The organism is Microvirga sp. P5_D2 (genome assembly GCF_054049475.1).
In genome coordinates this window covers 1-14,346 of sequence record NZ_JBFUMH010000014.1, presented here as the reverse complement: position 1 = coordinate 14,346, position 14,346 = coordinate 1, and the positions used below count along the sequence as shown (strand labels likewise).

Below are 14,346 nucleotides of genomic sequence, written 5' to 3'. Positions count from 1 at the left end.
TATGCCTTCTAGGCCCCTAAAGGACCTCGCGGATATCGTGCGCAGCAAGAACGCTGGACCATACCGCATCACGTTCGATGTCCTGTTTCGGGACAAGGATCGGTATGAGGCCGTGCGCTCAACGGGAGCGCTCAATCCGCAGAGCGTTGCCGCCGCTTACGGGATCAATGTCTCTCAGATCTCATCCTTCTTCGAGATCGACATGGCTAACGCGATGAAGATCACTATCATCCGCCCGCGAGCCCAGGGAACGGCGGGTGACGGAGACATGTACGGCTGTCAGCACCATGTTCCGTTGATGAACCTCCAGATCCCTGTCTCGTAGATCCTAGAGGACCAATGCAGAGGAACGACCGGATGTCAGAAGGCTTCATCAGGGTGGAGCGACTCACCAAGCGATATGGTGATTTGATCGTGCTCGACAATGTCTCGATCGAGATCGCCAAGGGCGAGTTTGTTGCCTTGCTCGGCCCAAGTGGGTGCGGGAAGACAACCCTTCTTCGTTCCATTGCCGGGTTCATTGACATCGAGGAGGGGGATGTCTCCATCGACGGACGTTCTATGAAGGGGCTCCCGCCGAATCGACGTCCCGTGAACACGGTCTTTCAGAACTATGCATTGTTCCCCCATCTGACGGTTGCCCAGAATGTCGCCTTCGGTCCGCGCCGATCCGGCGTCGACCGCAAAGTGGTTGCGGAGATCGTAGACGAGGCTCTCGCGACGGTTGGTATGGCCGGTTATGCCGATCGCTTCCCATCTCAGCTTTCGGGAGGGCAACAGCAGCGTGTCGCACTGGCACGGGCAATCGCCAACAAGCCCAAGGTCCTTCTGCTGGACGAGCCGCTTGGCGCCCTCGATCTGAAGCTGCGTAAACAGATGCAGATCGAGTTGAAGGCGCTCCAGCAGAAGCTCGGGATAACATTCATATTCGTGACCCACGACCAAGAAGAGGCCTTGGTCATGGCAGATCGAATTGCCGTCATGAATTCCGGGCGCATCGCCCAGATCGGTCGAGGTCGTGATATTTATCATGCTCCGACCGAGCGCTACGTGGCGGACTTCATCGGCGATGCCAACCTGATCGCCTGTAAGGTCTCTAGCACGCGGACCCTCGTCAGCGACAACGGTGCGCTGGAGTTCAACGTATCCCACTCGGCTCCTATCGGTTCCAACGCCACCTACCTGCTGAGGCCTGAGGCCATCGCCTTGGCTTCCGGATCAACCCCAACCACAGATGGATTGATCAGCGTTCGCGCCAAGGTCAGCGATGTGGTCTTCGTGGGCAATGCGACACGGATCTACGCCGAGGCTGAAGGCGGTCAGGTCTTCGTAACCCAGCACCCGGCGCTTGTCGGAGGGCCTGAGTACGGTCGGGGAGAAACGATTACCCTATCTTGGCACCGTGACAGCGGCCAGGTTCTGACCCGATGAGGGCCATGGCCATGATGAGCAAGCAGCCGAAGCCGAAGACCTCCTCAGGGCTCCCGATCCTGCGGAACCCACGAATAGCGGATGAGCGGCAATGAGGATCAAGAACTTCTGGGCGGCTATCCTGCTTGGCGTGCCTCTTGCCTTCATGGCGGCCTTCTTCATCGTGCCGTTTCTGGTCGTCGTCGTCGCTAGCTTCCAAGACAAGGAGGGAGCCTGGACCCTCTCGAATTATGGGCGGATCTTCGCCGACAGTTATTATCCGAGCGTACTCTACACAACATTCAAACTCTCGCTGCTGTCGACCTTTGCATCGTTCCTCATCGGCTATCCGATCGCCTATTATATCGTGAACGTCGTGCGCAGCCGTATGGGTCGCCGCGTCTGCTACATTCTCGTGATCATGCCCCTCTTCACGAGCAACATCGTACGCTCGTTCGGCTGGATCATTCTGTTGGGGCGACAGGGCCTCGTGAACTCAACTCTCGTGACCCTCGGCCTCGCGGACCGCCCAATTCCCCTTCACTTCACCGAGTTGAGCATCGTCATCGGTCTGACTTACATTCTCGTCCCATTCATGGTCCTGACCGTAGCAAGTGTTCTGCAAACCATCGACAAGTCACTGGTCGAGGCGGCCTTGGACCTGGGGACAAGCCGACTCGGAACGTTCCTGAGAGTGACATTCCCTCTCAGCCTCCCCGGCGTTGTCGCGGGATCGCTCATTGTGTTCACTCTCGCGGTCAGCGCGTACGTGGTGCCGAGCATCATGAGCGGCGGCCGGACGGTGGTCATGGCAATGTCGATCTTCGAGCAGTACGGCGCTCTCTTCGACTTCAATTTCGGCGCGGCCCTTGCAGTCGGACTTCTCGTCGTCACGCTCGTTCTCATCGCACTCTACCTGTTTTTCATCGAACGGCAGCCCGTAGCCAGAAAGGCGGTTAAGTCATGACAACCCTTTCTGAGCGCATCGGGCGCTTGCTTCTCATCGCAGTTGTCTGGGCTGGATTCATCTTTCTGACGCTCCCGCTCATCATCATCGTGGCGGTCTCGTTCACCGAGACCGAGTATCTGAGCTTTCCGCCTGTGGGGTTTACTCTGCGCTGGTACGAACAGTTCCTCGCCGACACATCCTATCTGGAATCGATCGGCCTGAGCGCCTCCATAGCCGTTGTCTCGACCGCCATAGCGACCCTCATTGGTATCCCGGCCGCCCTGGTCATCGCGCGGAGCACCCTGCCAGGGCGGAAGCTCGTCAGCACGATCTTCCTTTCTCCTCTGATATTGCCGACCATCGTCGTCGGGGCGGCTCTCCTGCAATATGCCAGCGCCCTTGGATTTGCGCGGAGCTATCTCGCATTGCTCGTCGGGCACGTGGTGATCATCGTACCCTACATCCTGAGAACCGTTCTCGCGTCCTTAGAGCGGTTCGACCAGTCACTGGAGGAGGCGAGTCAGGATCTCGGCGGGAATGGCGTCTCTACCTTCTTCCTTGTGACGCTCCCGATCATCAAGCCTGGAATCGTCGCTGGCGCACTCTTTGCTCTGATCATCTCCTGGATCAACGTGGAGCTCAGCATCTTCAACTCGACCGCGAGCCTCATGCCCCTTCCGGTTAAGTTGTTCAATTACGTCCAATATGCCGTCGATCCGATGATGGCCGCTATTTCCGCCGCAACCATATACGTCGCAATCGTGGCTGTTATCGTCCTCGACATCTTTGTCGGGATCGACCGGGTGACGGCCAATCAGAAATAGCGAACTTGTCTCCGTCCTGGTGCGGGATTGTGCCCGCACCGCATCCAGCAGGCCAATCATGACAGTGAACACAGTCCCGGAATCTGTGCCCGAAGGGGCGCTATCTGATCTGAAAGTCCTCGAGCTTGGCTCGATGCTAGCGGGTCCTTTCGTCGGTTCCATGCTGGCCGACTTTGGCGCCCGTGTCGTAAAGGTCGAGAAACCCGGCAAGCCCGATGCTTTGCGCGAGTGGCCTCCCCACAAGGACGGCGTCGCGCTCTGGTGGAAGACGATGGCACGCAACAAGCATGTCATAACGCTCGACATCTCGCGTTCTGAAGCACGTGACTTGGCCTTGAAGCTGATCGGCGAGAGCGACATCGTCATCGAGAATTTCCGTCCGGGAACGCTTGAGCGTTGGGGCCTGTCACCGGACGAACTGCGTGAGCGCTTCCCTCGCATCGTGTGGGTGCGGGTGAGCGGCTGGGGACAAACGGGGCCGAACAAGAGTCAAGGTGGCTACGCGACGGTCGCCGAAGCCTTCTCCGGTCTCGCCTCATTTACGGGCCATCCGGACAAGGGGCCGATGGTGTCGGCATTCCCGATGGGAGACTACATGGCCGGCGTCTTTGGCGCCTTTGGCGCTCTTGCGGCCATTCATCGCCGCGAACATACGGGTGTCGGACAGATCGTTGACGTTGCGCTCTACGAGCCGCTCCTGAGGATCATCGAGTCGGTCGTCGTGCGGTATGACCAGACAGGCCAGAAGAAGCCACTGCTCGGCAATCAGATGGAGGAAGACGTTCCGCGGAACGTGTATCCGACTGCCGATGGCGGAAGCATTGCAATCAGTTGCGGGTCGCAACGCATATACGAAGGCCTCGTCGATGCCATGTGCCGTCCCGATCTCAAAACCGATCCACGCTTTGGAACCATGGCGGATCGGGTCGAGCATCGCAGTGCGATCGATTCCGAGGTTGCTGCGTGGCTTGCCACGCAGAACACAAATGAGGCGTTGGAAAAACTTCTGGCTCATAAGGTCGTCGCCGGACGCATCAACGACATCGAGGATGTTCTGGGGGACGCACATATCGCGGCGCGCGAGTCTATCCGCACCGTCGTCGACGAGCATCTCGGCCCGATCCGCATGCCGTCCCCTGTGCCGAAGCTGAGCGACACGCCCGGGTCCATTCGCTGGGCGGGCCGCGACCCAGGTGCGGCGAACGAAGAGGTGTTCGGGAATTGGCTTGGCCTGTCCCGTGACGACATCGAAGTGCTTCGGCGCGCTAACATCATTTGAGGCTGATATGACGACCAGTAGTATCGGAATTGCGGGGTATGGCCAGACGGCCTACGAAAAGCGGACGACACGGACGCTGTTCTCGTTTCTGTCGGAGGCCGGGAAGAATGCGCTCGACTCCGCCGGGCTTTCCTTCAAGGATGTCGATGGCCTTGCCATCTRCTCTTTTGAGTTGCACCCCGACAACGCGGTAACTGCGGCCGAGCAGCTCGGACTTTCCGTGTCCTGGGCCTATCTCGGTACTGCGGGGAGCGCCGGTCCGGTGGCAAGCATTATCAATGCTGTGCACGCTATCGAGTCGGGCCAAGCGACAACCGTATTGTGCATCGCGGGTGACAATTATGACGTCGGCGGCCACTTCAAGCTCATGGACAACTTCAGTCGTGGGCTGCGGAACTATGGCACGCCTCTGGGATTCGGCGGCGCGAACGGCCTGTTTGGGATCATCCAGCGCAAGCACATGGAAACCTACGGCACCCGCCGGGAAGATCTTGGACGCATCTCGGTCGACCAGCGGCGAAGCGCACAGCGCAACGAGCATGCGCTCCTGCGCGGACCGTTGACGATCGAGGACTACCTGAACGCCCGCATCATCGCGGATCCGATCCGTCTCTATGACTGCGTGCTGCCATGCGCTGGAGCGGAAGCTGTCGTGGTGACAACCCTGGACCGTGCTCAGCCGGGCAAGGGTGTGCGCATCCTTTCGGGTTTCGAGAGGCACAACCATCCTCCAATGGAGGTCGCTCCGCTTCGGGGCGGCTGGGAGACATTCGCCGATAAGCTCTTTGCGAAGGCCGGGTATGGACCGGAAGACATGGGTTTCGTCCAGGCCTATGACGATTACCCGATCATGGTCGCCATTCAGCTTGAGGATCTCGGGTTCTGCAAGAAGGGCGAGGTGAGCGAGTTCCTGGCCAGTAACACCTTCTCATGGGACGGAACGCTGCCGCTCAACACGGGTGGCGGACAGCTCTCGTGCGGTCAGGCCGGCATCGCCGGCGGGCTTCTGAGCGTTACCGAGGCTGTGCGCCAGTTGCGTGGCGAAGGCGGCGACAGGCAGGTCGCGAATGCACGGCGCGGCGTCGTCGCAGGCTACGGAATGGTAGGCTACGGCCATGGTCTTTCTGCAAGCAGCATCATCCTTGAGGCAGTGCAATGAGTGAAACCCTAGATTATCCGCGTCCCGTTGAGGACGAGGACAACCGTCCGCTCCTCGAGGCTTGGCGCCAGGGCAGGCTGATGCTCCAGCAGAGCAAATCCGGCGGCCCTGTGTTCTTCTATCCTCGGCCGATCTGCCCCTATACCGGCTCGACCGACCTCGTTTGGAAGGAAGCATCGGGACGCGGCCGTATCGTATCGTTCTCCATCGTCATGCGCCCCAACCATCCTTCCTTCAATGAAGAGGTGCCCATCATCCTGGCCGAGATTGCGCTCGAAGAAGGCGCCAACATGCTGGCTCGCGTCATCACGAGTGACGCAAACTCGGTAGAGAGCGGCGGCGCCGTCGAGCTCATGCCGATGCCCGAGGCTGCACGATATCCATTGCCGACATTCCGGTTGGCAGCCTAAGCATCCTTCTGTTCCTGCGAGAGCCAAACCATGCGCCATTTCACCAATAGCGAGATCATCGCAAATCTTGACTGGCAGCCGCTGGTTGACGCTCTCCGGGAGGGATTCCGCCGCGGAGCCCACAGTCCTCCGCGGCCTCACTACACGGTCTCAGTACCGGACGCCCGCGATGCGACCCTGCTGCTGATGCCCGCATGGAGTGAAGGCCGCAATATAGGCCTCAAGACCGCAACAGTTTTCCCGGACAACGTACTCCTCGGGCTTCCGGCCGTCACATCCTTCTACATGCTTATGAGCGCCAAGGATGGGCGGCTGCTCGCAACTTTTGACGGAAGCGAACTGACGGCCCGCCGCACCGCTGCCGCCTCTGCTCTGGCCTCCAGTTACCTCTCGAGGCCGGATTCGTCTCGGCTCCTCATTGTCGGCACGGGCAAGCTCAGTCCGAACCTCGCTGCGGCTCACTCCGCGGTGAGGCCGATCAAGGAAATTGCCATCTGGGGCCGCGATCGAACCAAGGCCGAGGCCGTGATTGGCCAATTGGCCGAGCAGGGGATCAAAGCGATCGTCGCGAACGATCTCGAGCAGGAAGTGCGGAGGGCGCATATCGTTTCATGTGGCACCCTTTCAACCGAACCGCTCGTGCGCGGTGCCTGGCTACAGCCGGGCACACACCTCGATCTTGTCGGGGCGTTCACGCCGACGATGCGGGAGGCCGACGATGAAGCACTCCGTCGGGCACGTGTCTTCCTGGACACTCGGGCAGGGGCTATGACCGAAGCAGGAGAGATCGTTCAGGCCATGGCCAGCGGAGCCCTGCAAAGGGACGATATCCAGGGTGATCTTTTCGACCTGGCGCGGGGTGATATCCCAGGGCGCTCAGTGCTGGATGAAATCACACTTTTCAAGTCTGTCGGATGCTCACTCGAGGATCTTGTCGCAGCTGAGTTGTGCTTTGTCCGCAGTGCCGGGCACTGACAATCACTCTGGAAAGCGCAGGGCAATAATGTCTGGACGCCAGAAGTCTGTTACGGCTTCGCCCGAATGGGGACTAGTTTGCGTTTCCGCCTTATCCGTTTTGGCGCGTACCACCGTGATCGCGCTCATCCCGATCATGGCCTACCACACCCTCGGAACGGCGCAGCATGTCAGTGAGCTCTACTTCGCTGCGAGCTTGATAGGGATCGCAGTCAGTCTATTCCTGCCGAAACTTCTGTTACGACTGGGCCGCTGGCCCGTTTTCATTTCCGCCGCGATCGGCGGGATAGGTTCTGCCGCGGCACTCGCCACCGAGACACTGCCTGGACTTGCAGCGGGACTGGCTCTCCATGTTCTCATGGTCCTCGTCTTCGAGACCGTGCTGAGCCTTTATGTCCTGCAATATGTTCCGCGCCGGAGCCTTTCCGCTTTCGAGCCACGCCGTGTCCTGCTCACCGGTATTGCTTATGGTCTAGGACCATGGCTGGGTATCTGGCTAACGGAGAATGTCGGCGCCTGGAGCCCACTGACATTGAGTGCCGCATGCGCCATCGTAGTGCCGGTGTCGATCATTCTGCTCAAGCCAGTTTCCGAATCCCGAATGCCAGCGCCATTGAAGAGCGCGTTGCATTCCGAGGTCAGGCTGTTTCTGTCACAACCTCGGCTACGTTTGGCTTGGCTTCTCGCCGCGATACGCGCGTCGTGGTGGTGCATATATATCGTCTACACTCCGATTTTCGCTGTCAGCCACGGCCTGGGAGGGTCAATGGGCGGACTTATAATCTCGATCGGTTCGGCATTGCTGGTGCTGGCGCCGTTCTGGAGGTGGGTTGCTCAACGGACTGGGATACGGAGGCTGCTGCTCGGAGCCTACGCAGCAAGCGGCATTGGAACGATTGCAACGGGCCTCCTCTCCGGAGCTTCGGTTGAGGCAAGCGTCGCGATGTTATTATTCGCTGCGTTTGCCATGAGCGCTATCGATGCAATGGGGAACGTGCCGTTTCTACGAGCCGTCCGACCACACCAGCGAATGGCGCTGACACCCATCTACAACACCTACCGTGACGTGGCGCAGGTCGCTCCAGCGGGCATTATTGCAATCCTGCTAATGGTCCTTCCGCTGTCTTCCGTCTTCGTTACAGCGGGAGCGCTGACGGTGCTTGCCTCCAGCCTTTGTCATTACCTTCCACGCCGCCTCTGACGCGATGGTCAGAGTAAAGTAGCCCTCGAATAGGCGGTTGCGTCGGAAACTCTGAAGAGGCCAAAAGGTAGGCTAAGACTCTTTGAAACGCTTATGCGGCGAGCCGGTCAAACTGCTGCGCGCCCGACGGCTGCGGATTACAGGCGTACCTCGCCTGCTGTTTGCGCATCATGTGAACCATCTCGATACCGCTCAGGATCCCCCGGGCGGATGCCATCGCCTTGAATCCAAGCATCGGCCGGACACGGCGTTTGATGGCGCGATGATCCTGCTCGATGCGATTGTTCAAGTAAGCACTTTGCCGGATTTGGATCGGCTTCAGTTTGCGCTTTGAGCTATCCTGGAGCCGGTCTGTCGTATCGCAGGATAGGATCGCCTCCCGGTTGGTCTGGCTGCCGTCAATCACGACCCGCTCCGGCCGGCCATGCCGCTTGAAAGCTCTGCGAATGAACCGTTTGGCAGCAGTGAGGTTGCGCCGCTCACTGAACCAGAACTCGACCGTGTCTCCATTGCTGTCGGCGGCGCGGTAGAGATACCGCCATTGACCACGCACCTTGATATACGTCTCGTCCACTTGCCGGTGACCGGCCGCTTGCGCCGATTGAACAGCTCCAACAGAAGCGGGGCATAGTGGACGGTCCAGCGGTGGACGGTCGCGTGGTCGACGAAGATACCCCGCTCGGCCATCATCTCCTCAAGATCGCGCAGGCTTAGGCTGTAGGCGAGATACCACCGGACGCAGAGCAGGATCACAGAACGATCGAAATGACGGCCTTTGAACATCATGCACCTCAGGAGCTGACCGGAGGCGTAGGCCGAAGTCGGTTACTGAAGGGTTTGCGCCAGTTCCGGCGCCGGAACTGGCGAAAGCTGCACATCGGGGTTGATGCTGGAACCGGGCAAATCCTCGCATCAGAGCTGACAACCCATGACGTCGACGATAGCTCGCAAGTCGAGCCCCTGCTCGATCAGATCCCAATCCCGCTTGCATCTTTCATCGGTGATGGAGCCTACGATCAGGCCAACGTCTACGATACTGTCGCCATGCGCCATCCTGAGGCTGACGTCATCGGTCCACCCCGATCAACGGCAGTGCTGAGCGAGGATGGGGCGACCGCTCCAACCCAGCGCGACCGGCATCTCCAAAGCATCGCCGAGCATGGACGTATGGGCTGGCAGAAGCAGTCCGGATACACGCGTCGGGCTGTGGTAGAGACTGCCATCAGCCGGCTTAAACGAGTGATCGGCGATGCACTGCGCTCGCGGACCAACCGACGTCGTGGCACTGAGATCGCCATCGCAGTTCAGACCTTGAACCGGATGCTTGAATTCGGACGCCCGAAGACCGTCCGCATCGCTTAAGTAAAGGCTTGGCCCGGGCTCAGTGCGGTTACCAGCACGATCCGTGCAACACAGCCTCCCTCGTGCGAAAACGCACGTGACAGGCCAGACCTCGCCTGCTGAGAAGTGAAGCTCACCCCCCGCTCCCATCCTCAGGTGTACGATAGGCGCATCCTAGATCCCAATGGGATTCCCGGGCCGCATGGTCTCTCGGCGTCCCGCCAAATGGGGAAAGATCGTTTGCCGCACGGCTGCGTTTCTTTGCCTGAACTGAGCCAGAATCGGCAATGGGCGTATCCTTCTTCCATACGTCGAATTTCATTCGATCACCATGTCGGCGCCGCTGATCAGTGAGGGCGGGAAGGTGATGCCCAAGGTATGGGCCGCGTTCAGGTTGACGAACAGTTCGACCTTGGTGACCAGCTGGACCGGAAGATCAGAAGGCTTTTCGCCATTGAGAATTCGCCCGACATAGAGACCAGCGCGACGGTGCGACTGCGTAAAATCGCCTCCATAGCTCATCAGCCCGCCCGCAATGGGAAAGTCGCGGGATTGGGTAATCGCAGGAATGGCATAGCGAACAGCCCGCCCAGCAAGCTGCTGACTGCGGAATGCAAAATAGGGATCAGAGCTGAACACGAGGCCGTCAGCCCGCAGCTGAGAGACTGCTGAGAACATAGCATCGAACTCATGTTCGGTGCTGGCATTTAGGAGATGCAGCCGCACCCCAAGGGTGTCAGCCGCCACATTCAGGTTTTTGAGTTGTGAACTGGCTGTCGGGCTGGTTGGGTTGATGGCAACGGCAAACGCAGAAGCGGTTGGGAGCAACTCGTGCATGAACTCCAGCCGCTTGCGCGAGACCTCGACGCTCAAGCTCGACACGCCTGTGAGATTGCCCCCGGGCCGGGATAAACTGTCCACTACTCCGAGGGCGACAGGGTCGCCCCCCATCTCAAAGACAATCGTGATCGTTGCCGTCGCCAACTTCGCCGCGAGTGCTACGGGGGCGCCGCCGGGTGCGGCTATCACGGCGACCTTGCGACTGGCCAGATCGGCCGCGAGCGCAGGCAATCGATTGTACTGGCCTTCCGCCCATCGATACTCAATGGCCACGTTGCGACCCTCGACGTACCCGCTTTCGGCGAGACCATCGTGAAAAGCCTTGAGGCGACTGGCAAAGGGCTCAGGTGACTCCGGGCCAAGATACCCGATGACCGGCGTTGCCGCTGATTGCCCATGTGCTTGGTAGGGCCATACCGCCGCACCGAGCAACCCCAGGACATCACGCCGTCTCATCTGACCAGCATCCTGGAGCGGAAGCGGGCTTGAAACAAAAGATCGACTCTGGTTCCAACCGCCATCATCGGGTCACCTTGGAATTCTTTTGTGGCCTCGGTCACCTGGCGGCATCATAGCCGCAATGGCTCCATCACGAAACCAATTTGACCGAACCCGGCCGCGATCGCTCACGCATGTTGATCGCCGGACGAGGCGGCGTGAGGCCTCTCTTCGAAGACGATGCCGAAGACGGGGAGCTCCTCGTCGTAGCCTTTGAGGAGCCGTGATCCGAACGGGATCACGGCGCGTTGACCCATCACGGCCTCAGCGACGGCCGTATCCGTCAGGATCTCCCGATCCTCTGCCGAGGCACACAGCCGGGCGGCGAGGTTCACGACGCGGCCGATAGCCGTGTAGTCGAATCTGCTCTCGTAGCCGATCCGCCCGACCGTCGCCGCCCCCATGGCAAGACCGACGCCGAACCCGATCCGGTAACTGCGGTGTCGCCAGCCAACAATCAACTCCTGTACGCTTTGCTGCATCTCTACTGCCAGATCCACGGCCCGCAGGGCCGGCTCCGTGACCGGCACGGGTGCATTGACGAGCACCATCAGGCCGTCGCCTGAGAAGCTCGTGAGTGTGGCCGCATATTTGGTGATGATCTGGCCGAGCGCCTCGTAGTACTCCGAGAGCACACCCATCACCTCCTCGGGCGCGGCTCTTGCCGAGAAGGCGGTGAAGCCCCGCAGGTCGCAGAACACCGCCACCACCTCGGTGCGGCGGCCTTCGAGCACGCTGTCGTCGCCGATCCGGTCGACGAGTTCGGCCACCTGTGGTGCGAGGAACCGCTTGAGCTTGGCAATGCGCTCCTGGCGCTCCTGCGAGAGGGTCAGCCCGGCCGCCATGGCGTTGAAGCTGTCGGCCAGCCGCTGAAGTTCGTCACCCGTCTTGATTTCGATGCGGTGGTCGAATTGTCCGGCACCGATGCGCTCGGTGCCGTCCTTGAGCAGGCGGATCGGCGCTGTCATCCGGCGGGCTAATGCGTAGGCGAGCAGACCTGCGAAGGCGGCGCCAATGAGAAGAAGACCTCCGGTCCGCCACAGGGCAGCGTAGATGGGCCTGTACGCCTCTGAGAGCGGCTGCTCGACCACGACCGTCCAATCCGGGCCAGCAACCGGTGCGGCGGCCGCAACGGCACTACCCTGGGCATCCCAACTGGTTGCGACCCCCGCGCCGGCTTGCACAATCTCGTCCCGGATTGCCCGGAATGGGGCCATCGTGGCGTCATCGGCTCCGCGCAGGACAAGGCTGATGTCCGGATGGGCCACGAGCCGGCCTGGGCGGTCCAGCACAAAGGCGAAGCCGGTCTCCCCAACCTTGATGGCCGAGATCACGTCCCAGATCAGCTTGAGGTTCACCTCGGCCACAACCACGCCGACCGACGGGCGGTTGCCGGCAAGGGCGACCGTCAGGTAGGGCTCCGAGCCGCGGTAGTAGCTGACCTCGCCGTAGAAAATACGGGCCGAGCGCGCTCCGATCACGGCCGGCTCAGTGGAATGGTCAGCGCGGCTCTCGGCCCGGTTGAGGCCAATTCGCGAGACGTATAGTCGCTCGCGCCCGGATCCATCGACGAGGGTCAGGCTGACGATTGCCGGTACCTGCCGCAGCAGGCGCAGGGCATCGATCCGTCGCCGTTCGTCCGGCTCCTCGGTCCAGGGGAGCTGGACGAGCCAACCGAGTTGGTTGGTGATCTCATCGAGGAAGCCCTGGATCTTTGAGGTGGCCGACCGCGCCTCAACGCCAAGCAATTGGTCGAGTCTTGCCCGCTGATCCCGGTAGCCAAACCAAGCTTCGCTGATGCCATTGGCGGCAAGTGGAACAACCACAGCCAGGAACAGCACGAGGAAGTACTTCTGGAAGAGGCCACGAAACCGGAGGCGCCGCCTAATCATGGCCTTTGCACCTCAATCTATCCCGCTGGTGGCGGGCAGTAGCCCGTCCGCCGGAATTCGGTCCCCGAGAGCCACTGGTTTAGAGGTGATGCTTGGACAACCGGCATCACCATCACTCGATTACCTTGTCGGCACGAGCGAGCAGCTCCGGTGAGATCCTCAGGCCGAGGGTGCGAGCGGTACGCAGATTGAGGGACACCTCAAAGTGAGCCGGCTGTTCGATCGGGAGATCGCCAGGCTGGCCACCTTTCAGGATTTTGTCCACGTAGATGGCGAGGCGGCGCACAAGGGCCTTGTAATCTGCAGAATACGCCATGAGTCCACCCAGTTCGGTAAACCAGCCGCCCCAGGCCATTACAGGCAGTTTCTCGGCCAGCGACAAGTCGGCGATCTGTTTCGCCTCGGACGCAAACATCAGATCGGGCAGCACGAAGACCGCTTGGGCACCATCCACTTTCATCTGATGAATGGCTTCCGCCAACTCGACTGGTTCGCGAACCTGACGAATAATCAATGCAAGGCCGAGGGCTTTCGCGGCTCGCTTCGTGTCCTCCTCGAAGGAAAGATAGGAGACGTCCGGGTTCGCCAACACGCCAACCGATGAGATCCCCGGAACCGCCTCCTGCAGCAGCTCGAGGCGCTTGCCGGTCAGCTCGGTGGCATAATAGGTCAAGCCGGTCAGATTGCCGCCTGGCTTTGACAGGCTCTGGACCAATCCGGAACCAACCGGGTCCCCGCTCAGGATCGTGACAATCGGAACGGTCGTGGTCACCGATCTCGCCATGTGGCCGGCCGGCTGGGATTCCGAGACGATAACCTCAACCGGAAGCCGCACCAGTTCGGCCGTAGCTGTCGCGAATCCCTCATACCGCTTCCCTGCTGAACGGCATTCAATGGTGATGTTCTCACCCGGGATGCGGCCCAGATCGGTCAAACCGGCGATCAGGTCGGGCATCTCGCAGGCATTCCATGCGAGCAGTCCAATGCGGGGGCGGGGTACAGGGGATTGTGCAACAGCCAATGCCGGGAAGCTGAGCGCAATCAGGCAAGTCAGGACCCTCATGCTGATGCTACGCTGCGTGCCATCACCGCGGCGACGGCACCAGAGAACCAGGTTGAGGCACATCGGCTTCCTCCCGTGTTCCGGAGCCCAACGAGCGTTGAGCATGAAGCCCGAGTATACAGCCAAGAAGGCGTTGTCACATCACGCAATTGAAGGCCGGTTTGGCCCCGGGCGTCGCCTTCCTCAGTCGTTGAAAACGCATGATCGGGCATTCGCGCAAGGAGCAGCATAGGCAAGTAAAATTGTTGAGGCACATCGGCTTCCTCCCGTGTTCCGAAGCTCTCACTCGCCGAGCAGTTCGATCGGCACCGTCAAATTAACCCGAAGGTGACGGGATCGGGGCATACGTGAGGGATGACACCGCTCCGCCGTTCCCGCTATGCTCACCACCGCTTCCCGCCTGAAGTGATCAGCTACGCCGTCTGGCTGTACTTCCGGTTTCCACTGAGCCTGCGCATGGTCGAGGAAATGCTCGCAGCCCGCGGCATCCTGTTCAGTCATGAGA

13 protein-coding genes and 2 pseudogenes are annotated in these 14,346 nt (G+C 60.3%); 11 read left to right on the top strand and 4 right to left on the bottom strand.

From position 1 onward, the window contains the following. The first annotated feature begins 1 nt into the window (after position 1). The 9 genes from ACXJKO_RS06930 to ACXJKO_RS06890 all read left to right on the top strand — a co-directional run bounded on the left by ACXJKO_RS06930 (position 2) and on the right by ACXJKO_RS06890 (position 8,207). A complete protein-coding gene (locus ACXJKO_RS06930; protein ID WP_457090358.1) occupies positions 2–325 on the top strand; it encodes a DUF4387 domain-containing protein in 324 nt (107 codons plus the stop codon). 32 nt (positions 326–357) lie between these two features. Further along, complete coding sequence (locus tag ACXJKO_RS06925; RefSeq protein ID WP_457090357.1) at positions 358–1,431, top strand: ABC transporter ATP-binding protein; 1,074 nt, start codon at positions 358–360, stop codon at positions 1,429–1,431. Positions 1,432–1,522: 91 nt separating this feature from the next. Beyond that, positions 1,523–2,377: an ABC transporter permease gene (locus tag ACXJKO_RS06920; RefSeq protein WP_457090356.1), complete on the top strand. Its 855-nt coding sequence runs from the start codon at positions 1,523–1,525 to the stop codon at positions 2,375–2,377. Next, complete coding sequence (locus ACXJKO_RS06915; protein WP_457090355.1) at positions 2,374–3,183, top strand: ABC transporter permease; 810 nt, start codon at positions 2,374–2,376, stop codon at positions 3,181–3,183. The genes ACXJKO_RS06920 and ACXJKO_RS06915 overlap by 4 nt, the downstream gene beginning before the upstream one ends. 58 nt (positions 3,184–3,241) lie before the next feature. Then, positions 3,242–4,462, top strand: a complete 1,221-nt coding sequence (locus ACXJKO_RS06910) for a CaiB/BaiF CoA transferase family protein (protein WP_457090354.1) — start codon at positions 3,242–3,244, stop codon at positions 4,460–4,462. Between the two features lie 7 nt (positions 4,463–4,469). Then, positions 4,470–5,621 (top strand): thiolase family protein, encoded by a 1,152-nt coding sequence (locus ACXJKO_RS06905; protein ID WP_457090353.1) that lies wholly within the window; start codon positions 4,470–4,472, stop codon positions 5,619–5,621. After that, a complete protein-coding gene (locus tag ACXJKO_RS06900) occupies positions 5,618–6,031 on the top strand; it encodes a Zn-ribbon domain-containing OB-fold protein (protein WP_457090352.1) in 414 nt (137 codons plus the stop codon). Before ACXJKO_RS06905 ends, ACXJKO_RS06900 begins: the two co-directional genes overlap by 4 nt. Before the next feature lie 30 nt (positions 6,032–6,061). After that, a complete protein-coding gene (gene lhpI, locus ACXJKO_RS06895; RefSeq protein WP_457090351.1) occupies positions 6,062–7,006 on the top strand; it encodes a bifunctional Delta(1)-pyrroline-2-carboxylate/Delta(1)-piperideine-2-carboxylate reductase in 945 nt (314 codons plus the stop codon). Continuing rightward, entirely contained in the window at positions 6,918–8,207 is a 1,290-nt protein-coding gene (locus ACXJKO_RS06890) for an MFS transporter (protein WP_457090350.1), read from the top strand. The genes lhpI and ACXJKO_RS06890 overlap by 89 nt, the downstream gene beginning before the upstream one ends. A gap of 91 nt (positions 8,208–8,298) precedes the next feature. Here the strand turns inward: ACXJKO_RS06890 and ACXJKO_RS06885 are convergent. Further along, positions 8,299–8,990, bottom strand: a pseudogene (locus ACXJKO_RS06885) (IS6 family transposase). On the opposite strand from ACXJKO_RS06885, the gene ACXJKO_RS06880 reads away from it, so the two are divergent. Beyond that, positions 8,973–9,569, top strand: coding sequence for an IS5 family transposase (locus ACXJKO_RS06880; protein ID WP_457090349.1), 597 nt, complete (start codon positions 8,973–8,975; stop codon positions 9,567–9,569). The pseudogene ACXJKO_RS06885 and the gene ACXJKO_RS06880 sit on opposite strands and share 18 nt — an antisense overlap. A 297-nt stretch (positions 9,570–9,866) precedes the next feature. Here ACXJKO_RS06880 and ACXJKO_RS06875 read toward each other — a convergent pair whose 3' ends face one another. The 3 genes from ACXJKO_RS06875 to ACXJKO_RS06865 all read right to left on the bottom strand — a co-directional run bounded on the left by ACXJKO_RS06875 (position 9,867) and on the right by ACXJKO_RS06865 (position 13,904). Further along, positions 9,867–10,844: an ABC transporter substrate-binding protein gene (locus ACXJKO_RS06875; RefSeq protein WP_457090348.1), complete on the bottom strand. Its 978-nt coding sequence runs from the start codon at positions 10,842–10,844 to the stop codon at positions 9,867–9,869. 170 nt (positions 10,845–11,014) lie between these two features. After that, complete coding sequence (locus ACXJKO_RS06870; protein WP_457090347.1) at positions 11,015–12,778, bottom strand: HAMP domain-containing protein; 1,764 nt, start codon at positions 12,776–12,778, stop codon at positions 11,015–11,017. Positions 12,779–12,890: 112 nt separating this feature from the next. Further along, entirely contained in the window at positions 12,891–13,904 is a 1,014-nt protein-coding gene (locus tag ACXJKO_RS06865) for an ABC transporter substrate-binding protein (RefSeq protein WP_457090346.1), read from the bottom strand. A 291-nt stretch (positions 13,905–14,195) separates the two neighbouring features. Here ACXJKO_RS06865 and ACXJKO_RS06860 point away from each other — a divergent pair. Continuing rightward, positions 14,196–14,346 (top strand): annotated as a pseudogene (locus ACXJKO_RS06860) (IS6 family transposase); the annotation flags it as partial.

Excerpts from the sequence above, each read along its gene's own strand:
- ACXJKO_RS06930 (WP_457090358.1), top strand. The coding sequence starts at position 2 with ATGCCTTCTAGGCCCCTAAAGGACCTCGCGGATATCGTGCGCAGCAAG.
- ACXJKO_RS06925 (WP_457090357.1), top strand. The coding sequence starts at position 358 with ATGTCAGAAGGCTTCATCAGGGTGGAGCGACTCACCAAGCGATATGGT.
- ACXJKO_RS06920 (WP_457090356.1), top strand. The coding sequence starts at position 1,523 with ATGAGGATCAAGAACTTCTGGGCGGCTATCCTGCTTGGCGTGCCTCTT.
- ACXJKO_RS06915 (WP_457090355.1), top strand. The coding sequence starts at position 2,374 with ATGACAACCCTTTCTGAGCGCATCGGGCGCTTGCTTCTCATCGCAGTT.
- ACXJKO_RS06910 (WP_457090354.1), top strand. The coding sequence starts at position 3,242 with ATGACAGTGAACACAGTCCCGGAATCTGTGCCCGAAGGGGCGCTATCT.
- ACXJKO_RS06900 (WP_457090352.1), top strand. The coding sequence starts at position 5,618 with ATGAGTGAAACCCTAGATTATCCGCGTCCCGTTGAGGACGAGGACAAC.
- lhpI (WP_457090351.1), top strand. The coding sequence starts at position 6,062 with ATGCGCCATTTCACCAATAGCGAGATCATCGCAAATCTTGACTGGCAG.
- ACXJKO_RS06890 (WP_457090350.1), top strand. The coding sequence starts at position 6,918 with ATGAAATCACACTTTTCAAGTCTGTCGGATGCTCACTCGAGGATCTTG.
- ACXJKO_RS06880 (WP_457090349.1), top strand. The coding sequence starts at position 8,973 with ATGACGGCCTTTGAACATCATGCACCTCAGGAGCTGACCGGAGGCGTA.
- ACXJKO_RS06875 (WP_457090348.1), bottom strand. The coding sequence starts at position 10,844 with ATGAGACGGCGTGATGTCCTGGGGTTGCTCGGTGCGGCGGTATGGCCC.
- ACXJKO_RS06870 (WP_457090347.1), bottom strand. The coding sequence starts at position 12,778 with ATGATTAGGCGGCGCCTCCGGTTTCGTGGCCTCTTCCAGAAGTACTTC.
- ACXJKO_RS06865 (WP_457090346.1), bottom strand. The coding sequence starts at position 13,904 with ATGTGCCTCAACCTGGTTCTCTGGTGCCGTCGCCGCGGTGATGGCACG.